We start from the raw sequence: 19627 nt of genomic DNA on the forward strand, positions 1-19627 counted from the left end.
ATGCATGCTGCGTCACTTCCTGCTCGGTAAGATCCATCGCGCCACCGTGACGAGGGCCGATCTGGACTACGTGGGGTCGATCACGCTCGATCCGCTGCTCATCGAGGCCGCCGGCTTCATGGAGAACGAGAAGATCGACATCTACGACGTGACCAACGGGTCGCGTCTGTCCACCTATGTGATTCCGGGGATCCCGGGGTCCGGCGAGGTGGGCATCAACGGGGCCGCCGCCCACTTGGTGCAGAAGGGCGACCTGGTGATCATCGCCGCCTACGGCTGGATGACCGCCGAGGAAGCCGAGACCGTGGCGCCCAAGGTGGTCTTCGTGGACGAGCGCAACCGCATCACCGAGCGCCGCCGCCAGGAGCGCACCCCCCTCTGCACCAGCGCCTTCCCGGACTGAAAAGCTGCAGCAGGAGGGAAGGCAGGATTAACGGAATTAGAGCCGAATTCTAAACCCTGTTGGTCCACCTTTTAATCCTGACGATCCGGCCTGTGCCTTCGTTTTTCAAACAATTCACATCGCCCGCGGAACCTCCCCCGGTTGGCGCGGCATCCTAGGGTCATGGTAGAAATGACCTACCCTTCGGCCTGGCACGGCCCTGGGGCCCGCAGTCGGGGCATGGCGACCTCCTGCACGGTTCTGAAAGGTTGGTTCCATGGAAGTCCGCAAGTCCCTGGTGGTCAATTCGACCCCCCTGGAGACGCGCATCGCCCTGCTTGAGAACGGCCAGCTCTGCGAGCTGTTCCTCGAGCGGACGATGAACAAGAGCCAGGTGGGGGATGTGTACAAGGGCCGGGTGGCCAAGCTGCTCCCAGGCATGCAGAGTGCCTTCGTGGGCATCGGCGGGGCCAAGGACGGCTTCCTCTACCTGGATGACCCCATGGCCCAGCGCCTGGGCGCCGACCTGTCCGCCGAGGAGGACGGGGAGGAGGCCGCCGAGGATCTGCCGCCTCCGCCGCCGCCCCTGCCCCCCCTCAAGGAGGGCGAGGAGACCCTGGTCCAGGTGGTGAAGGATCCCATCGGCTCCAAGGGGCCCCGGCTCTCCCGCCACCTGAGCTTCCCCGGCCGGTTCCTGGTCTTCATGCCGGGCATCGACCACATCGGCATCTCCCGCAAGATCACGGATCCCGAGGAGCGTGAGCGGCTCCGCGAGCTGATCCGCAGCCATGCCCAGCCCGGCGAGGGCTTCATCGTCCGCACGGCCGCCATCGGCGAGAAGGACGAGGACCTGGTGGGCGACGTGGCCTTCCTGCGCCAGATGTGGGCGGAGATCCAGGCCAAGGCCGAGACCGTGCCCGCCCCGGGCCTGGTCTGGCACGACCTGCGCCTGCTGCAGAAGGTGCTGCGCGACATCTTCCGCGAAGAAGTGGCCAGCTTCTGGGTGGACGATCCCGAGGCCCACCGCGAGGTGCTGGCCTTCGTGGAGAAGCTGCATCCCGAGTGGGCCAACCGGGTGAAGCACTTCACCTCGGACCTGCCCATCTTCGAGGCCTTCGGCATCGAGTCGGAGATCGAGGCCGCGCGCCAGCCCAAGGTCTTCCTCAAGCACGGCGGCTCCATCGTGCTGAACCAGACCGAAGCCCTGGTCAGCGTGGACGTGAACACGGGCAAGTTCGTGGGGAAGAAGGATCTGGAAGAGACGGTCTACCTCACCAACCTGGAGGCCATCCCCGAGATCGTGCGCCAGCTGCGCCTGCGCAACCTGGGCGGCATCGTGGTCATCGACTTCATCGACATGGTGGACCCGACCCACCGGGAGGAGGTGCTGGCGCGCCTCCAGGAGGAGCTGAAGCGCGACCGCAACCACGCCCGGGCCGGCGGCATCTCCGAGTTCGGCCTGGTGGAGCTCACCCGCAAGCGCACAGGCCCGTCTCTCGAGCGGCAGCTGACCCAGCCCTGCCCCGCCTGCAACGGCACCGGCCGCCACCAGAGCCCCGAGACCTCACTCCTAAAGGCCTACCGCGAGCTGGTGCGCCTGGGCGAGCGCCTGCGCGGCGCCGACGTGCGCCTGACCCTCCATCCGGATCTGTCCGGCGCCCTGCACCAGGAGGCCCGCGAAGGCCTCCTGCAGCTGGCCCGCCTCCTCGGCGCCCGGGTGCAGTGGATCGAGCGCCCGGACACCCCGCGGCACTCCGTGGTGATGGACGTGCAGCTGCCCGGCCAGGACAGCGCCACCGCCTGACCGTTTCCGGCAAGTGGTTCGGCCGCCCCAAAAGCGAAAAGCCTTTGGCCACCGATTTCAGTGATTGCGGTGATTGGGCCTCGGATGATCCCCGCGCGGGCCGGCCGCAGGCCGCATCCGGCGAAGCCGGAAGTCATGAGGGGTACCCATGCGGCCTCGGGTGAGGGATCATCTTTTATCAACGAAATTACTGAAATCGGTGGCGAAAACAGCTTTTCGTGAGTATCGGAACTACCCCAGGCACGTCGGGCAGCGCATCCCCAGCTGGAGGTTCTCGATGAGCTCGGGCACGCGGTCCAGGCTGCGCACTTCGTAGAGGGGCGCGTCGGGATCGTGGTGGGGCCGGGGCTTGGCCTCGCGGTTCACCCAGATGGCCGTCCAGCCCGCCGCCAGGGCGCCCTCCACATCGTCGGTCCAGCTGTCGCCCACCATGGCGAGGTTGCCCGGGAAGAGCCCCAGCCGCCGCTGCACGGCTTCGTAGGCCGCGGCCTCGGGCTTGAGCGCGCCCAGGTCCGCGCTCCGGTGCTGCAGGCGGATGCGCTCGGAGATGCCCAGGCGATCCAGCAGCTCCAGGCCGAAGCTCTGGGTGTTCGAGAGCAGCGCCACCCGAGCCAGGTCACGCACCGAGGCCACCACTTCCGGTGCCCCGGGGAAGCACTCCGCCTGGTCCCCCGCCTCGCGGAAGGCCTGGGCCATGGCCTCCATCTGCCCGGGCTCCAGCCCCGCGGGCTCCCGCCAGGCCTCCAGGAAGGCCTCCACAGACGCATAGGGCCGGATCATGCCATCCCGCATGAGGGCGGCGTGCAGGTGCTCCTGCTCGGGCCGCAGCAGGCCCTTCAGCCGCTGGAACGGGCTGCCCGCCGGGCTGAAGACCAGCGTGTTCCAGAGGTCGAAGACGACGGCGCGGATCATGCGGGCCCGTGGATCATCGGGCGAATCATCGGGCGAATCATCGGATGAGTCATCGGGTGGATCATCGTCCCGTGGTCTTCCGGGTGGTGAAGGGCACGCCGAACTCGATGCCCATCACCTCGAAGCGGGCCTCGCCGGCCAGGCTCCAGGTGGCGGACTCGTGGCGGACGGCAGCCGCCGTGATCGGCCCCCAGGCGCTCTTGAGGTCCGCGTAGGTCATCACCACCTCGGCATGCAGGGTGCTCCGGCCCTTCGGGGCCAGGTCCATGCCCTCCGGGAAGCCGATGGCGCCCAGGGCATGGTCCCCGCCCTGGACCGCCAGCCGCAGGTTCCCGCCCACGCGCCGGGTGCGGAGGCGCATGTCCGATGCGTTGTCCACGCCCACATCCAGGCGCAGGCGCAGCCGCGACTGCTCCAGGGGAAAGGCCAGCTCCACCTGGGGTTCCACGCGATCCAGCGAGAAGCGGAGCTGGCGCGCCGCCTCCTGGTAGCGCAGGGCCGGGTTGATGGCGTCGCAGCCGGCGAGGAGCACGAGGGCCGAGAGGGCGAGGGCGCGCTTCATGTCAGGCTCCGCGGTAGATCACGCAGTTGTCGGTGGTCTCGTACACCTCGACCTGGCAGAGCTGCGGCAGGGCGGGTTTGAGCTGCTCCCAGATCCATACGGAGATATTCTCGGCCGTGGACAGGGGGATCAGGTCGTTGAGGAAGCGGTGGTCCAGCTTCGCGATGACCTTCTCGGTCACCACCTTCGAGAGGTCGTCGAAGTCGATGATCATGCCCGTCTCTGAGTTCACCGGGCCTTCGAGCGACACGAACAGCTTGTAGCTGTGGCCGTGCAGGTTCCGGCACTTGCCGGGGTGGTTGTAAATGAAATGGGCCGCTTCGAACCAGTACTCTTTGCGCAGGATCATGGCACTCACGAAGAAAAGGCCCCGCGGTCGCGGGGCCCTTCATTCTAGCAGCGGCTGGCTACTTGACCGCGTTCAGGATCAGGGCCAGCGGCGTCAGCGCCTGGAGGTTCTCCTGCCAGCTGGTGTCGCGGCGGAAGCGCTGGGGTACCAGGACCGTGTCGCCAGGCTCGACCGCCCGGCCCTCCACCCAGGAATCCAGGATCCGGCCATCGGCCTTGAGCAGGCGGATGTTCGAGGTGTCCGCATTCCGGGTGGTCCCGCCGGCCAGCTTGAGCAGGTCGGACACCTTGGCCCCTTGCACGACCTTGTAGGTGGCGAAGGGGCTCGCGGTCTCGCCCACGACGTACGCCGCCTCCGTGGCTCGGGGAACGATGATCTCGTCCCCGTCCTCCAGCTCCACATCCGCTTGGGCATCCCCCTTCAGCGCCCCTCTGAAATCCACCACCATGCGGTTGAGGTTTCCGGCCAGGAGGCCGTGGAGGAGGGGGTTCTTCAGCAGCTGCCCCGTGAGGGGTTGGCGCTTGGTCTCGTTGAGGCGCTCGAGGATCTCGTTGATGCCCTTGGCCGTGGGATCCTTCGCCATCAGCCCGGATTCCTCCGCCGCGCGCTGAAGGGAGGCATCCTCGGTGTTCAGGCGGCGGAGGAACACGGCCGCGCGCGGCATGGCCTCCGAAGTCAGGCCCCCGGCCCGTCGGATCACCTCGGACAGCTTGGCGTGCTCTGAATCCAGGGTGTATGAACCGGGGCGGACCACCTGCCCGGTGATCCGGACCGCGCGATGCACCCTGTAGTCGGGCTTCTCGAAGAGGCTCAAGCGGTCATCGGGCCGGATCCGCGGATTGACCGCATCGTCCAGGAGCGCCACGGGGCTGGCCCCCTCCGTGGACAGCAGCCTGGCCAAGTCGAGGCGGATCACTTCGCTGGACTCCCCCTCCCGGCTATGCGCCAGCTCGGCGACCAGGCGATCCGCGGATTTGGACGGGATCCCGGCCCGGAAGATCAGATCCGAGGCGCGCATGCCCTCGTGGAATCGGTAGGTCCCGGGCCGGGCCACGGGGCCCGAGACGGTCACCAGGCGCGGGAGGCGCAGATCCTCCAGCCGGAACAGCTCAACCCTGTCGCGGTCCTCGAGCAGCAGGTTGTGGGCAGGGTCCCCCGCCACAGCCTTGTCGACGTCGAAGGTCTGGAAACGGGTCGTCCCGTCCAGGGCGGTGTGGACGATCTCTCCCCGGGCCCGGTAGGTGTCCGGCAGCACCTGGGATTCCCGGCGGAGCAAGTCCCCCACCTTCAGGCCCTCGGTCCTGGCATAGGTTCCGGGCACCCGCACCCATCCGGCCAGTTCCACCACAGGACCTGTCCGTTCCCGGCGCATGGGGGCCGAGAGCACATCCCCCCGGCCCAGGCCCACTCGATCCGCGTTCCCTGCAGGCACCTCCTGGCCTCGAACGATCCCCGAGGCATCGCGGTGCCGAAGGGTGAGCGTTCCCTCCCCGGCCTCGGCGGCGAATCCGCCCGCAAAACGTAGCGCGTCGGCGGCGGTTTCTCCCGGCTTCATCTCGAACTGCATCGCCGGGGATCGCCCCGACTGCTCCCATCGCCGCAGCCAATCCGGGCGGCTCCACTCATCTTCGACCGACGCGTAGGGAAGGTTGGTCTCGGGGTTGATCCGGATCCGGTGGTCCGTGGGTGGCGCTTCCTTGAACCGCACCCACTGGCGCTTCAGGAAGGACAGCCGATCCTCCAGGTCCGCCCGCTCTGTGAGGCTGAGGGAGGGGGCTGGCTGAGTGGCCTGGGCCTGGGGCTGGGCGGGCGCCTCTGCTCCCGAGGCCACCTCCCCGTTGGCGGCCTCCGGACGCGGAGCCAGCTGGGCTTCGATGGCCTTGATTTCCCGCTGGATCCGATCGCGCCTGTCCTTCAGCGGATCGAGATCCGCGTCTTCCGCTCCGGGCTGATCCTTTTTCCCTGCGCCTTCCCCGCTGGCCACCACCCGCTGGAAAGCCCCCTCCAGCAGCACCTGGTTCTGGGCCAGGGGCACGAAGATGGTGTCGCCGCTCTGCAGGGCCACGTTGGGGTTGCCCAGGCCCTCGGCCCGGAGGGGATAAAGATCCAGGCCGAACACCTTCCTCCCGCCGCGCATGACGCGGATGTCCCGGTAGCTGCCCACGGCCGTGGGACCCCCGGCCAGGCTCAGCACGTTCACCAGGGAGCTGAGGCTCGACACCAGGTAACTGCCGGGCTTGTAGACCTCACCCAGCACGAAGACGCGCACCTCGCGGAGCTGCGTCACCTGCAGGTTGACCGTGGACCGCGAGAAGTTGCGGCCGACCACGCCCTGCACCACCTGCTTGGCGCGGCCCAGCGTGAGACCGCCCACCTTGGCCGTACCCACCTTGGGGATCACGATCTCACCGCGGCCATCCACCTGCACGGGCAGGTCGAAGGTGGCGCTGCCGAACACATTGAGATTCAGCTGGTCGCCGGTGCCCAGCACATAGTCCTCGGCAATGCCGCCCTCGGTGGCGGCCGTGCCCCGCTGGCGCTGGTCGAACAGGTCGGAGGCGAAGCGGCGGGGGCCCTTCTCCCGGGCCTTCATGGCCTTGATGTCCCGATCCAGCTTCTCCTCCGCCGTCAGGTCCTGGACCTGGGTGGCGGGGGGCGGGACGGTGACACCCTTGGATGGAACCGCGTCCGGCTGCACCCCCGGAACCTGCACGCCCGCCGAAGCCGCCGCCTGCTTGAGCGCCTGGAGATCCAAGCCGGGAGGGAGCTGGGCGAAAACAGCCGTGCCGGCCCAGACCAGGCCCAGAATCATCCTCGTACGCATAAAAATCCCCGTAAACAGGTCCAGTGGAAGCGCATCCTCACGCTAGCACGCCGTCAGCTCGCCTGCTGGTGGGTGCCGGAAGGTTCATTCAGGAACGCATGCCTGGGTTCCTTCCGCGGCACGAAGGCGGAACTCGGATTGAGGATGGCCTTATCAATGAACACCCGGGTGGCGAGGAGGACCAGCGCCCCGAATCCCAGGAGGGAGATGGTCCTGGCGTGCGGCCAGGGAAGGTCGCGGGTCATGGGCAGGGCCGCCAGGCCGAGCAGCACGGGCGTCACCAGCCAGGCCCGCCCGCCGAAGCGCTCCAGCAGCCAGTGATGGAGGTGGCTCCGGTCCGCCTGCCCGAGGGGACGCCCACAGTACTTGCGGATCGCCACCACCGTCGTCACGTCCAGGATGGGGTAGGCCATCAGCCAGAGGCCCAGTCCGCGGTGGACCGGCAGGGCCCGGTCCATCACCAGGATGGCGAAGAGGCAGCCCAGGGCCAGGGATCCCGCGTCGCCCATGAAGTGCCGGGCCTTGGGATAGTTCAGCAGCAGCAGGGCGATGAGGGCACCCCAGAGAGGGGCCGATCCCGCGCCGAGCAGGGCCCCGGGACCCAGGCTGAGCGCCCCCAGCAGCAGGCAGGAAAAACCCAGGGAGAGGCCGTTGAGCCCATCGATCAGGTTGAAGGCCTGGGGGATCCCCCAGTACCAGAGCATCAGCAGCGGGAAGAACACGAACCCGTGGTCCGGGATGTCGAATCCGAACAGGGTCACGTCCCGCCCGCTTCGCAGGAGCTCCAGGGTGTGCGCCGTGGCCAGGGGGATGGCCACCAGAAGTCCCGCCAGGGCCTTCCAGCGGGCCCGGAGGTTGAACCGGTCGTCCATCACCCCCAGCACTCCCATGCCCGCCACCACGGACCACTCCAGGAAGGAAAGCCCCAGATGAAGCCCGCCCGTGGCCCTGGCGACCAGAAGCGCCAGAAGCAGCGCCAGCCCCCCGATCCTCGGAACAGGGTTGCCATGGGCCTTGCGGCGCGAAGGCAGATCCATCCAGCCCCGGGGACCGAGCGTCCGCGCCAGGACAAGCACCAGCACACCGGTTCCCAGCGCGGTCAGGAGTGCGATGCCAAGAGGAGAAACCATTGGGGGGCCCTGCCATGGGAGGGACGAATTGGCGCAGAGTCAAATCGACGCGTTTGCACGGGATCAAATCTATTGGATCAGAAGAACACGAGATCAGTTGATCTTCTATTTTGGCCCCCTTCCGCCTCCATGGCTATCCCGGAATTGATTGTATTATCCAACCGAATCCGGCCTTCGGCCCCCACGATGCGGGGCAGATGCTATGCTGATCCTGCCGATTTCCACCTGCTCCCCTTCGGCGGCGACCTCTGCAGGAAGCCCACCTCCCCAGGCCAACCAAGGCCCCCGGCGGACGGGTTTCATGGAGCGATCGCAGGAGCCCCGGCCGGTGCCCGGGCTCAGGGGGGCCCCCAAAGGGCCGCACGGCCCGGAGACCGCATGAACGCACTCAAGTTCAATCCCACGACCGTCTCGGTCGACCTGGGCGGCACGCCCATCAGCCTCGAGACCGGCCGCATCGCCAAGCAGGCCCACGGCGCCGTCGTCGTCCGCCAGGGCGACACCATGGTCCTCGTGGCCGTGTGCTACGGCACCCCCCGGGAAGGCATCGACTTCTTCCCCCTCACCGTGGACTACCGCGAGCCCGTGCTGGCCGCCGGCAAGATCCCCGGCGGCTGGTTCAAGCGCGAGGGCCGCCCCACCACCAAGGAGACCCTCACCAGCCGCCTGATCGACCGTCCCCTGCGGCCCCTGTTCGAAGAGGGCTACAACGGCGACACCATGATCACCGCCCAGGTGCTCAGCTACGACGGCCAGCACGCCCCCGAGACCCTCGCCATGGTGGGTGCCTCCGCGGCCCTCATCATCAGCGAGATCCCCTTCGTGAACCCCGTGGGCGGCGTCCGCGTGGGCCGCGTCAACGGCCAGCTGGTGGTGAACCCCACCGTCGAGCAGCGCGCCGAGAGCGACATCGACCTGCTGGTGGCCGGCACCGCCGACGCCCTGGTGATGGTGGAGTGCGGCGCCAAGGAAGTGCTGGAAGCGGACATGGTGAAGGCCCTGGCCTTCGGCCACGACCAGATCAAGACCCTCGTGAAGCTGCAGAAGGATCTGCAGGCCAAGGTGGGCAAGCCCAAGGTCGCCGCCGTCAAGGCCGAGCGCAACGAGGCCATCTACCAGGAAGTCGCCGCCGCCTTCGCCGAGAAGCTCTTCGCCGCGCTGACCATGAAGGTGAAGATCGAGAGCTACAAGGCCATCGACGCCCTGAAGAAGGAAGCCGTCGCCCAGTTCACGGCGGACAAGCCTGAGCTCAAGAAGGACGTGGTCGCCTGCTTTGACGAGCTGAAGGAGACCCTCTTCCGCAACGCCATCCTCAAGCAGGGCGTGCGCCTGGACGGCCGCAAGTTCGACCAGATCCGCCCCCTCAACATCGAGGTCGGCGTGCTTCCCTCCGCCCACGGCAGCTGCCTCTTCACCCGCGGCGAGACCCAGGCCCTGGTGACCGCCACGCTGGGCACCATCAACAACATCCAGATCATCGACGGGCTGGAGGAGGAGTACAAGAAGAAGTTCTACCTCCACTACAACTTCCCCGGCTACAGCGTGGGCGAGTGCAAGCCCAACCGCGGGCCCGGCCGCCGCGAGATCGGCCACGGCATGCTGGCCGAGCGCTCCATCTTCGCCGTGCTGCCCCCCGCCGAAGAGAACCCCTACACCGTGCGCGTGGTGAGTGACATCACCGAGAGCAACGGCTCGTCCTCCATGGCCACCATCTGCGGCGGCACCCTCGCCCTGATGGACGCCGGCATCAAGCTCAAGTCCCCCGTGGCGGGCGTGGCCATGGGCCTCGTGAGCGATGGCGACAAGTTCGTGGTGCTGTCCGACATCGCCGGCCAGGAAGACCACTACGGCGACATGGACTTCAAGGTCGCCGGCACCGAGAAGGGCATCACCGCCCTCCAGATGGACATCAAGATCGGCGGCATCACCACCGAGATCCTCACCAAGGCTCTGGACCAGGCCAAGGCCGGCCGCCTGCACCTGCTGGACGCCATGGGCAAGGTGCTCGCCGCCCCCCGCAGCGACTACGCCAGCAATGCCCCGCAGATGCACAGCATCCAGCTCCCCAAGGAGAAGATCCGCGACGTCATCGGTAAGGGCGGCGCCACCATCCGCAACATCATCGAGGTGAGCGGCTGCGAGGTGAACATCGACGACGACGGCCTCTGCCAGGTCGCCGGTCCCACCCAGGAGAAGCTGCAGGTCGCCCTCAAGATGATCGGCGACCTCATCCAGACCGCCGAAGTCGGCAAGACCTACCTCGGCAGGGTGGCCAAGGTCGTCGAGTTCGGCGCCTTCGTCACCATCCTCCCCGGCCTGGACGGCCTCCTGCATGTCAGCGAGATCGCCCACCACCGCGTGAAGGATCCCGCCGACGAGCTGAGCGAAGGCCAGGAAGTCATGGTCAAGTGCATCGGCATCGACGAGAAGAGCGGCAAGATCAAGCTCAGCCGCAAGGCCCTGATTCCCAAGCCGGAAGGCATGGAAGAAGAGCCCGCCAGCGAAGGTGGCGACGAGCCCCGCCGCGAGCGCAGGCCGAGACCCCGGCGCTAGTCGGGGCGATGGTGATGAATCCGCACGTTCTTTGCGCCTTCGGCACCCGCCCGGAAGTGATCAAGATGGCACCCGTCGTGAAAGCCCTGCGCGAGCAGGGCTTTCGGGTGTCCGTCCTGGCCACGGCCCAGCACCGGGGCCTGCTGGATCAGATGATGGCGACCTTCGGTCTTCATGCGGACTGGGACCTGGACGCCATGCAGCCCAACCAGACCCTGGCCTCGCTGACGGGAAGGCTCGTGCCCGCCCTCGACGCGATCCTCCGGGAGGCCCAGCCAGACCTGGTCCTGGCCCAGGGGGACACCACCACGGTCTTCTGCACGGCCCTGGCGTCCTTCTACGCCGGCATTCCCTTCGGCCACGTGGAGGCGGGTCTCCGGAGCGGCGATCTCGCCGCGCCCTTCCCCGAGGAGGGCATGCGCCGCCTCTCCGCCGTCCTCACCCGCTGGCATTTCGCCCCCACCGAGACCTCCAGGTCGGCCCTGCTGCGCGAGGGGGTGCCGGACGCCCAGGTGCATGTCGTCGGCAACACCGTCATCGATGCCCTGCTCGAGGTCGCCTCCCGCGCCGACCTTCCGGATCCCCTTCCCCGGCCTTTGGGCCCCGGGGAGCGGCTTGTCCTGGTCACACTGCACCGGCGCGAGAACTTCGGCGAGCCCCTCCGGAGGATCCTGGAAGGCCTCAAGGCGTTCGCGGGCGCCCATCCCGAGGCGCGGTTCCTCTATCCCGTCCATCCGAACCCGAACGTGACCGGACCGGCCCGGGAGATCCTCGGAGGCGTTCCCAACGTCCATTTGGTGGATCCCCTCGACTACCCCGCCCTCGTCTCGGCCCTCAAGCAGGCCTTCCTGGTCCTCACCGACAGTGGCGGCCTCCAGGAGGAGGCCCCGGCCCTGGGCAAACCCGTCCTCGTGTTCCGGGAGGTCACCGAACGTCCCGAGGCCATCGAGGCTGGGGGTGTGCTGCTCGTCGGAAGCGATACGGAGCGGTTCCGGCAGTTGGCGGAGCGCATCTGGAAGGATGATGTCTTCTACTCGTCCATGGGAACGCCCCGATTCCCCTACGGCGACGGGAAGGCGGCCAACCGGATCGCAAGTACGCTCGCGCAGGCGTTCGATGGGACAGCCTGTCCTCCGGTGTCGGCGTTCCAAGCCTGATCCCCTGTGGAGATCCCATGCAGATCCAGCTTGAAGCTCCACGATCCGCGACGCTGGATGATCTCCAGGAGATCTCTGAACTTCTGAATGTGGTGTTCAGGAAAGAGAAGGACTGGGATCGCGAACTGCCGTGGCAGTACATCGAGAACCCTTGTGGCCCTGCGCGTTATGTGAATGCCAGGAACGAGGATGGAAGGCTGATCGGCCATTACGCCGTGATTCCCGTTCCAAGACTCAAGGACGAAAAATTCAGCCACTACAGGACCTTCTTATCCTTGAATACCGCAGTACATCCAGATGCCCAGGGGAAGGGGATCTTCAAAATCACGGCCGCGAGCCTCTACCAAGACCTGGGGTCCCAGGGACCCGCCATGGTGTTGGGTGTCGCTAATGCCAACAGCATCAAGGGATTCATCGGCTCCCTCGGATTCTACGACTTGGGTCGCATGGATCTGCGGTTCTACCTCCCCTGGCAGTCCCCCAAGGTGCTTCCCGACCGTCTCCTGGAAACGGACCCGGCCTTCCTCGCGTGGCGCTCACGCCGCCCTGGAACCCGTATCGTCCGGGACATCAGGACCGGCAGCCTCAGCCGCCTGATCCATCACAAGGGAATTCCGCTGGAAGGAATCCTGACCCATGCCTGTGAGGCCGGCCACCTTGCTCCACTGAAAGTGCCGGCGCGAAGCCTGATACAGGCGCCCCTGCGCCTTTACGCATCCTCCTGCCCTCAAGAACAGGGCGGAATCCCAGTACCCGAGCGCCTTCGGCCGAGCCCCCTCCACTACATCTGCCGGCCACTCCCCGATGAAAACGCGGCTGGGCTGATCAACCACCTGAACAGTCGTCGATTTGAATTCCTCGACTTCGACGTGCTCTAGACCGATGGGTACGAACTCGCCATCCCACCTGCGAATCCTCACAGTCGATCTGGAAGATTGGTTCCACCTGATCGACTACGGGGGCAGCGCCGACGTCGAGGGTTGGCATCGATACCCATCGCGCATTCAGGAAAATACGGCGTTCCTCCTGGACTGCTTCAGGGAGGCTGGGGTCAAGGCCACGTTCTTCTCCCTCGGGTGGGTTGCCCGGAACCACCCAGGTTTGATCCAGGACATCCTGCGCGAAGGTCACGAGATCGGCAGCCATTCGGATGTCCACGAGATGGTTCGCAAGCAGAGCCCAAGCGGCTTCCGATCCGACCTCAGAGCCTCGATCCGGACCATCGAGGACGCTTCCGGGCAACCAGTCCGTTTCTTCAGGGCACCTGGATTCTCCATCACACCGGAATGTCTCTGGGCCTTTGACATCCTCCTCGAAGAGGGGATCACCTGCGACTGCTCGGTCTTTCCGGGTTCCCACGCCCATGGTGGGTTCGCCCAGATGGTTCCGGGTGGTCCCGTGCGCCTTCGGGTCTCTGCGGGCGTGCTTCACGAGCTTCCTGTGACCACGCGGGGAATCGGGGGGACGCAGATGGCCTTCGGCGGCGGAGGATACTTCCGGCTCCTGCCGGGAGCATTGATCCGGTATTGGACCCAGCGCAGCCCCTACCTGATGACCTACTTCCACCCTCGCGATTTTGATCCATCCCAGCCCGTCCTCCCCGGACTGCCTGCCACCCGGCGGTTCAAGTCCTACGTCGGTCTCGCCAGATCCAGGTCCAAGCTGAAGAGCCTGCTGGCGATGGGAGGATTTTGCACGGTGTCCGCGGCCCATGACCGCATCGATTGGGAGCGCGTGCCCATGATTGAAACCCTTGCCGGCACAGAGTCCCGATGATCATGCAGCCAACTGATTCCCCCTCACTGCCTCGCCCTCTGCGCGTCGGGATCCTGGGTACCCAGGGGATTCCGGCCAAATATGGCGGATTCGAGACCTTCGCCGAGGAGCTTGCCACTCGCTGGGCCGAAGACGAGAACTTCGAGATCACCGTGGTCTGCCCCGGCCCACGGCGCCCCGGACAGCCTGAATCGCTGGGGCGGGTCCGGCTCGAGTACGTTCCAGAACCCCAGGCTGGCCCCTTCACCAACGTGGCCTTCGATCTCCGCTGCCTGTGGGCCCACCGCCGCAGCTTCGACATCCTCTACATGCTGGGTTTCGGTGCGGCCTTCGCCTGCGGACTCCCGCGGATCTGGGGCACGAAGGTCTGGATCAATATGGATGGTCTGGAGTGGAAGCGCAGCAAATGGGGGCGGTTGACCCGCACCTACGTCCGGCTCATGGAGCGGGTCTCGACCTGGTCGGCCACCCGTCTCATCGCGGACGCAGAAGCCATCAGGAGCTACTTCCTCGATACCTACGGCCAAGGATTGGCCTGCACCTTCATTCCATACGGGGCCAACCCCCTGGACCCAGCCAGTTACCCTGCCGAGCTGCTCCCGCAAGGGGTGGAGGCCGGAAAGTACCACCTCGTGGTCGCCCGCCTGGAGCCGGAGAATCAAGTCAAGGAGATCATCGAGGGATACCTCCGCGCTTCAGCCCCCCACCCCCTCGTCGTGGTCGGCGGCATCCAGAACCCCAATGCCTATGTCCAACGACTGCTCACCCTCGCCTCGGATCGGGTGCGCTTCCTGGGGGGGGTCTACGACAAACCCCGCCTCGCGGCCCTCCGCTGCCATGCCCGTTCCTATTTCCACGGCCACACGGTCGGGGGCACCAACCCCTCCCTCCTGGAGGCCATCTCGGCGGGCCAGCCCATCATCGCCCACGACAACCCCTTCAATCGGGAGGTGGCGGGAGGTCTGGCGACGTTCTTCAGCGGGCCGGAGGATATCCAGTCCATCCTCGACTCGGAGCAGTACCTCCCCGCGCGTGCTGAAACTCACCGGGCCGAATGTCTGGCTTGGCTCGAAGCAAGATACACCTGGGAAGGCGTGACGGACTCGTACCGAGCCCTGGCCGCCCAGGATATGCGGCGCACCTGAAACGCCCCCCGGACAGCTGCCCCCAACGGACCGATCTCTCTTGACCCTGGCGGATGTGCCGTGCCGTAGGAGAGGGGGGGTCTGCCGCTCAAGCTCGAGCCAGGGTATAACCCTCCAAGGTCGCCTTCGCCGCAGATTCCCAGGTGCAGCGCTCACGCAACGAACCCACAGCGTTGAGATCAGGGGTGCGCTCGTAAGCCCGGATGAGCCCTTGGCGAATGGATTCGACCGAGGCAGGGTCACAGTACTCGGCCATGTCTCCGAAATATTCGTAGGTGTCTCCCTTCCGGGTGATCAGCACCTGGCACCCGCTGGCGGCCGCCTCCAGGGACGACAGGCCCGGGGTCTCCATCCACGACACCAGGGCATGGACCCGGGCGATCCGGTACAGGCAGGGCAACCGCTGGGGGTCCACCGGGCCGGCGATCACGCAATTGCCCGTCCTGGCCGCGGTCTGCTGGAGCCGCTGATAGTACTCGCCGCTGTTGGCTCCCGGCTTCCCCACCAGCACCAGCTTCCAGGGCAGCCCCTCCATGGCTTCGGCGAGCTCCACCTGGCACTTCCTGGGTTCGATGCGAGCCGCGCACAGAACGATCTGATTCCCATAGGCCGCCTCGACTTCTGCGCAGGCCGGACAGTGGTGGTCCTGGGTGAACAGCTCGGGGTCCACCGCGTTCGGCACGACCACGACTTTCTTGGCAGCCGCCTCCGGGAAATGAGCCTTGACCCGTTCGGCCTCCCCCTGGGAGTTCGGAAGCAGCACCGAACTGGCCGCGATGATGTCTTCTTGGGCCTGGTGGACCCCCCGCAGGAGAAATCGGGAAAGACCGGGGTGGTACTCCCCGTTCACCACCCAGCGGCCCAGGATCTTGATCAACTCGAAGCGGTCGGGAGACACATGCCTGGCCATCCAGCCGACCATTCCGCGACGCACGGCGCGGTCCAGCTCCGTATACGGCCCGAAGATGGTGGAGATGACGACGGGCTTGCCCGCCTCCTTGGCGCGCCTTGCGGCGATCCATGTCTCCTGGGGCCGCATCAGGTTGAAGAGGTGGACGACATCGAAATCCCTGGGGTTCGCCTCGCCTTTGATGTCGAGGTCCACCTGCACACCCAGTTTCTCCAAAGCTTCCGCCGTCTTCTGGATCTGGACCGTGTCCCCGCCGAAGGCGGTGAACAGGGACCGGCGCGACTGGAACAACACCTTCAGCATGAGGCTCTCCGACCTGATCCACCCATCCGGGTCTCCGCCGTGGCGCGAGCCTGCTCGAGCAGGTCCTCCAGCGCATCGACCTTGCCCACCCAGCTGTTGGCCCCCGCAAGGCGCCGGCGCCCCTCGGCAAGTCCCGGCGATTCGCCGAGAGCCCGGGCCGCCCCGGCCACCAGCTCCTCATGGGATCCATAGAGGTACAGGTGGTCGGCGAAGCGCTCCGTCTCCCGGGTCCTGGCGCTCAGCACGGGCTTGCCCAGGCAGAGGTACTCATACAGCTTCAGCGGATTGATGGTGTCACCCAGGGGGCCCATCCGGAACGGGTTGAGGCACACGTCGAAAGCCCGCATGTAGGCGGGGACCTGCTCGTAGGGACGCGGGCCGAGCACATGGACATTGGGGCAGCGGCGGGGCAAGTCCACCGGGAACGAACCGTCCGTCGGCCCCACCAGCACCACCGAAGCGGACGGGTAGGCCCTGGCCAGCGCTTCGAGGGCCTCGAAGTCGATCCAGTAGTAGAGGGCCCCGACGAACCCGAAGATGGGCCCGGGCAGCCCTTCCAGCTCGGCCGGGCGGGCGAGCCCGGCCTTGGGGTCCAGGAACCGGCGGGTGTCCACGCCATTGGGAAGGAGGTGGACCTGGCTGCCCCAGGCCGCCAGCTTGTCCTTCAGGACCTGGGCGGTCGCCAGCACCAGATCCGCCTGCCCGACCAGCCGCTTTTCGGAGGCCTCCATCAAGCGGAGCACCCGCCCGTTCCGCGAATAGATCCTGCAGTCGTCGATGCAGTCGTAGACGAGGAGGGAGTGGGGCACGCTCTCTGGCGTGACGATGTTCCCCCACCAGTAGGGCAGGTTCAGGTAGAGCACGGCGTCGTCCGAGATGGAGAATTCCCGCCGAACGTTCTGATACCACGCGGAGAAGATCCCGCGATCGAGAGCCCGAAGCGGACTGCCCCGGAAAGCCCACAGGCTCAGCTTAGGGCGCAGCACCGTCAATCCGGCCTGGCCTGGATCCGGAGGTCGCAGGCTGCGCCCCTTCATTCCCCAGGCCAGGGCCTTGGGAATGGACAGCATGGGCTCGACATAGAACACCCGGTGTCCCCTGGCCGCACACTCCAGCGCAATGGACTGCTCCCGCTGGCTGAATGGGGTCCACTCCTCACCCACGAAGAACAGGAAATCCCTTTTTGGATGGGCCATCTATCCTGCCTCCGCGATTGGGTGGGCCGACATCCTGCGCTGCGTATAGGCGAATCCCAACGCGATGAAGATCAAGGAGGGGTAGCTCCAGAGCCCGGAGAACATGCCATCCAACAGCAACGAGACCGTAAAGACGATGCTGCCGACCCAGAACCTCCGGCCCTCCCCTACAGAGGACTGGAGCCGCGACGCGAACGTCCGGAGATAGCGCCAGAAGCAGTAGAGGAACCCGGCAAGACCGATGATCCCGCTCTCGCTGAGCAGGTAGAGGAAGACGTTATGGGCTCCACCATCGAACTGGAGCCAATTCCAGCCATAGCCTGGGTAGACAAGGGGCGATAGGCCAATGCCCACACCCGTGACGACGTGATCCTGGAAGATGAGCCAGGCAATGAACATGCGCTGCAACCGGACCAGCGTCGAGCCGGCATCTTGTACATCTGTCAGAGAGTCAGCTTTGAATGTGGCCTGCATCCTCTCGAAGAGGCCCAGTCCGAATTCCGTTTGGCTGAGGACCACCACGGCGAGGATTCCGATCGCCGCCACGGTGACACCTGCCTTGATGACACGCTTGAAAGACCGCTCAGGCTTTTCCATGGCCTTGAAGGCCACCACCTGGATCAGGACGATGGCGATACCCGATCGTTGCTGCGTGAGCAGGACCCCGAAAGCCAGCAGCGCTACCGCGCCGCGCCACAGGAGCCGGGCCCGGCGGCTGGACTCCCCTTCCGACTTGACCAGGAAGAACGGGATAAGCAGGAAGTAGAACTCCGAGGTCACATAGGTCGTGGCGAAGAAACTGGGCACACGCAGGATCTGGAAACTTCGCAATTCCTCCAGGGTGGCCCGGCTTCGCCATTCCTCCCCGAATCCCAGAGACTGGGTTGCGAACTGGTAGAGGCCGAAAAGGAACACCAGCGCCGCGAGGGCCACCAGAGTCCTCTCGAAGACTTCCCGCCCCTTCGGATCCTCGAAAACGTCCAGGGCGAAAGTAAAGACGGCTCCCACGAGGAGGAACGTCTTCACGAAGAACCCGAGGCTCTTGTAGGGGTTCTGAGAGAACGGAACCGTCAGGAGCAGGATGGCCAGGAACACGAGGAAAGGCCTGGCCTCGGCGGGAACCCTGACGGGCCGGCCCCTCAAGGCATGGCGCGCCCCCAGGGCGAGGCAGAGCAGAAGCATATAGACCGAACGGGGCGACTCGAGGAGCGGCAGTCCGCTCACCTGGATATCCGCAAAATTGGTGAGCACTGCCACCGGCAGGAGCAGGGCAACGCCCCAGGCCGCGCCGTCCCTGTGGAGCAGGACCAGCGCGAGCAGCGCCACTGCGGCCAGCGCCCCCGCAAGGAAACCTGCGTCCAGACCGCCGGCCAGGAAAAGGAAAGTTCCAAGCAGGGCCACGCCGAGGATTATCCCAACTCGTTTGATCAAGCGGCCCCTGGTGGTCAGAAGTTCCTGTCTTAGGCCGCGCCCCGTGACGCGGCGCCATCAGGTGGTTCTGGACCGGACGGCGAACGGGGAGCGGTTGCAAAGACGAGGATAGCATCCAGTTTGTGGTTATTTTTTCCGGAACACCGTCTGGATCGCTTCGAGGTATGCCTTCCCCGCCAGCCGGGTGGGCTCGATGTAGCTCCCCTCCCCAAATTCGTTCCAGGCGCAGATGACCAGCGTCCTGCGAGTCTTCTGCGGATACTGGTCGAGGTAGGCCTTCGCGGCCTTGAGATGCTGGGTGAAGGTGGCAGGGGTGCTCACGCAGTTGTCGTGCGGCGTGTCGCTGCCCCAGGGGCGCTTGTTCCAGCCGGCGATGACCGGCACCCAGTAGGGGAGTGTCCCCTGCTTGACCATCCAATCCCAGTTCTCGCGATAGCCCTCGGCCAAGGCCTGGAAGGTGGTCGGGAGCGGCTTGTTGTTCTGCATCTCTCCGCTGTAGCCCTTGCCGTAGTTGTAGGTCGTCACGGCGTCGTACCCATCGCCCACGATCAGGCCATTCACATAGTCCTTCTGGGCCGCGGCGCAGCCCACGAAGTGGATGCCAGGGTAGCCGGCCGCACGCGCCTTGGCTCGGGCCTTCGCCAGCAGGGCGTTGGAGGTGGTGCCGATCTTCCGGGCCAGGTTGTAGAGCTCCTGCGGGGAGAAGACCACGACCACGGGCTTGCCATCCTCCCGGAGGTAGGTGGGTTGGGAGAAGAGCGTCTTGATCCAGTAGTCCACCATCGCGTCGAAGTTGGCCACGCTGCTGGGCACGCGATCCGTATGATTGCACCAGATGACGCCGAACTTCACCTGGGTCCGGTTCTTGGCCTGCAGGTAGGCGTCCACGGCGTGGTTGAGGTAGGTCTGGCCGCTGGGCGACCAGTACCAGTCGTAGAGCACGAAATCGATCCCGTACTGATGCATCCAGCCGAGCTGGGTTTCAGCGGTGGCCACATCGCCTTCGGGATAGAAACCCAGCAGCGGTTCCCGCTCCTTGTACGGCTTGATCTTGGCCCAGGGGTCCTCCTTGGCCGTGGCCTTCCACCCCGGGTAGTAGTAGACCCCGATGCGGTAGTCCGAAGGCACCTGCGCCATGGCCAGGCAGCAGGCTCCAAGCACGAAGGCCAGCAGTCGTCGCATCATGTCTCCCT

Annotated in this window: 16 protein-coding genes; 7 read left to right on the forward strand and 9 right to left on the reverse strand. The window is 66.1% G+C overall.

All coding sequences use genetic code 11. From position 1 onward, the window contains the following. Positions 1 to 4 precede the first annotated feature (4 nt). Both panD and MLE42_RS05810 read left to right on the forward strand, forming a co-directional pair. Positions 5 to 403: an aspartate 1-decarboxylase gene (gene panD / locus MLE42_RS05805; protein ID WP_243286930.1), complete on the forward strand. Its 399-nt coding sequence runs from the start codon at positions 5 to 7 to the stop codon at positions 401 to 403. A 256-nt stretch (positions 404 to 659) separates the two neighbouring features. After that, a complete protein-coding gene (locus MLE42_RS05810) occupies positions 660 to 2186 on the forward strand; it encodes an Rne/Rng family ribonuclease (protein WP_243286931.1) in 1527 nt (508 codons plus the stop codon). A 231-nt stretch (positions 2187 to 2417) separates the two neighbouring features. Here MLE42_RS05810 and MLE42_RS05815 read toward each other — a convergent pair whose 3' ends face one another. The 5 genes from MLE42_RS05815 to MLE42_RS16040 form a co-directional block, all read right to left on the reverse strand. After that, positions 2418 to 3098, reverse strand: coding sequence for an HAD family hydrolase (locus MLE42_RS05815; RefSeq protein WP_243286932.1), 681 nt, complete (start codon positions 3096 to 3098; stop codon positions 2418 to 2420). Positions 3099 to 3159: 61 nt separating this feature from the next. Further along, the gene (locus MLE42_RS05820) at positions 3160 to 3660 is read right to left on the reverse strand and encodes a hypothetical protein (RefSeq protein WP_243286933.1); all 501 of its coding nucleotides are present in this window, start codon (positions 3658 to 3660) and stop codon (positions 3160 to 3162) included. 1 nt (position 3661) lies between these two features. Then, positions 3662 to 4009 (reverse strand): 6-carboxytetrahydropterin synthase QueD, encoded by a 348-nt coding sequence (gene queD / locus MLE42_RS05825; RefSeq protein ID WP_243286934.1) that lies wholly within the window; start codon positions 4007 to 4009, stop codon positions 3662 to 3664. Positions 4010 to 4067: 58 nt separating this feature from the next. Beyond that, on the reverse strand, positions 4068 to 6833 hold the full coding sequence (locus MLE42_RS05830) for a polysaccharide biosynthesis/export family protein (RefSeq protein WP_243286935.1): 2766 nt from the start codon (positions 6831 to 6833) through the stop codon (positions 4068 to 4070). Positions 6834 to 6886: 53 nt separating this feature from the next. Then, a complete protein-coding gene (locus MLE42_RS16040) occupies positions 6887 to 7915 on the reverse strand; it encodes a glycosyltransferase family 4 protein (protein WP_338029961.1) in 1029 nt (342 codons plus the stop codon). Between the two features lie 426 nt (positions 7916 to 8341). On the opposite strand from MLE42_RS16040, the gene pnp reads away from it, so the two are divergent. From pnp to MLE42_RS05860, 5 genes are read left to right on the forward strand one after another with little or no spacing between them, the layout of a single operon-like run. Further along, entirely contained in the window at positions 8342 to 10516 is a 2175-nt protein-coding gene (pnp, locus tag MLE42_RS05840; protein WP_243286936.1) for a polyribonucleotide nucleotidyltransferase, read from the forward strand. A gap of 14 nt (positions 10517 to 10530) precedes the next feature. Next, a complete protein-coding gene (gene wecB / locus MLE42_RS05845) occupies positions 10531 to 11673 on the forward strand; it encodes a non-hydrolyzing UDP-N-acetylglucosamine 2-epimerase (RefSeq protein WP_243286937.1) in 1143 nt (380 codons plus the stop codon). Positions 11674 to 11690: 17 nt separating this feature from the next. Further along, positions 11691 to 12551, forward strand: a complete 861-nt coding sequence (locus tag MLE42_RS05850) for a GNAT family N-acetyltransferase (RefSeq protein WP_243286938.1) — start codon at positions 11691 to 11693, stop codon at positions 12549 to 12551. Between the two features lie 4 nt (positions 12552 to 12555). Further along, the gene (locus MLE42_RS05855) at positions 12556 to 13449 is read left to right on the forward strand and encodes a polysaccharide deacetylase family protein (RefSeq protein ID WP_243286939.1); all 894 of its coding nucleotides are present in this window, start codon (positions 12556 to 12558) and stop codon (positions 13447 to 13449) included. A 2-nt stretch (positions 13450 to 13451) separates the two neighbouring features. Next, complete coding sequence (locus MLE42_RS05860; protein WP_243286940.1) at positions 13452 to 14594, forward strand: DUF1972 domain-containing protein; 1143 nt, start codon at positions 13452 to 13454, stop codon at positions 14592 to 14594. A gap of 88 nt (positions 14595 to 14682) precedes the next feature. Here MLE42_RS05860 and MLE42_RS05865 read toward each other — a convergent pair whose 3' ends face one another. The 4 genes from MLE42_RS05865 to MLE42_RS05880 all read right to left on the reverse strand — a co-directional run bounded on the left by MLE42_RS05865 (position 14683) and on the right by MLE42_RS05880 (position 19619). Then, positions 14683 to 15807 carry a glycosyltransferase family 4 protein gene (locus MLE42_RS05865; RefSeq protein ID WP_243286941.1) on the reverse strand — a complete coding sequence of 375 codons (1125 nt, stop codon included), beginning with the start codon at positions 15805 to 15807 and terminating at the stop codon, positions 14683 to 14685. Then, positions 15801 to 17003 carry a glycosyltransferase gene (locus MLE42_RS05870; RefSeq protein ID WP_243286942.1) on the reverse strand — a complete coding sequence of 401 codons (1203 nt, stop codon included), beginning with the start codon at positions 17001 to 17003 and terminating at the stop codon, positions 15801 to 15803. Before MLE42_RS05870 ends, MLE42_RS05865 begins: the two co-directional genes overlap by 7 nt. Beyond that, positions 17004 to 18434 carry an O-antigen ligase family protein gene (locus tag MLE42_RS05875; RefSeq protein WP_243286943.1) on the reverse strand — a complete coding sequence of 477 codons (1431 nt, stop codon included), beginning with the start codon at positions 18432 to 18434 and terminating at the stop codon, positions 17004 to 17006. 126 nt (positions 18435 to 18560) lie between these two features. After that, positions 18561 to 19619, reverse strand: coding sequence for a glycoside hydrolase family 99-like domain-containing protein (locus MLE42_RS05880; protein WP_243286944.1), 1059 nt, complete (start codon positions 19617 to 19619; stop codon positions 18561 to 18563). Positions 19620 to 19627: the final 8 nt, after the last annotated feature.

Source organism: Geothrix terrae, assembly GCF_022808775.1.
Lineage (GTDB): Bacteria > Acidobacteriota > Holophagae > Holophagales > Holophagaceae > Geothrix > Geothrix terrae.

Coding starts and splice junctions, on each gene's coding strand:
- panD (WP_243286930.1), top strand. CDS start 5: ATGCTGCGTCACTTCCTGCTCGGTAAGATCCATCGCGCCACCGTGACG.
- MLE42_RS05810 (WP_243286931.1), top strand. CDS start 660: ATGGAAGTCCGCAAGTCCCTGGTGGTCAATTCGACCCCCCTGGAGACG.
- MLE42_RS05815 (WP_243286932.1), bottom strand. CDS start 3,098: ATGATCCGCGCCGTCGTCTTCGACCTCTGGAACACGCTGGTCTTCAGC.
- MLE42_RS05820 (WP_243286933.1), bottom strand. CDS start 3,660: ATGAAGCGCGCCCTCGCCCTCTCGGCCCTCGTGCTCCTCGCCGGCTGC.
- queD (WP_243286934.1), bottom strand. CDS start 4,009: ATGATCCTGCGCAAAGAGTACTGGTTCGAAGCGGCCCATTTCATTTAC.
- MLE42_RS05830 (WP_243286935.1), bottom strand. CDS start 6,833: ATGCGTACGAGGATGATTCTGGGCCTGGTCTGGGCCGGCACGGCTGTT.
- pnp (WP_243286936.1), top strand. CDS start 8,342: ATGAACGCACTCAAGTTCAATCCCACGACCGTCTCGGTCGACCTGGGC.
- wecB (WP_243286937.1), top strand. CDS start 10,531: ATGAATCCGCACGTTCTTTGCGCCTTCGGCACCCGCCCGGAAGTGATC.
- MLE42_RS05850 (WP_243286938.1), top strand. CDS start 11,691: ATGCAGATCCAGCTTGAAGCTCCACGATCCGCGACGCTGGATGATCTC.
- MLE42_RS05855 (WP_243286939.1), top strand. CDS start 12,556: ATGGGTACGAACTCGCCATCCCACCTGCGAATCCTCACAGTCGATCTG.
- MLE42_RS05860 (WP_243286940.1), top strand. CDS start 13,452: ATGCAGCCAACTGATTCCCCCTCACTGCCTCGCCCTCTGCGCGTCGGG.
- MLE42_RS05865 (WP_243286941.1), bottom strand. CDS start 15,807: ATGCTGAAGGTGTTGTTCCAGTCGCGCCGGTCCCTGTTCACCGCCTTC.
- MLE42_RS05870 (WP_243286942.1), bottom strand. CDS start 17,003: ATGGCCCATCCAAAAAGGGATTTCCTGTTCTTCGTGGGTGAGGAGTGG.
- MLE42_RS05880 (WP_243286944.1), bottom strand. CDS start 19,619: ATGATGCGACGACTGCTGGCCTTCGTGCTTGGAGCCTGCTGCCTGGCC.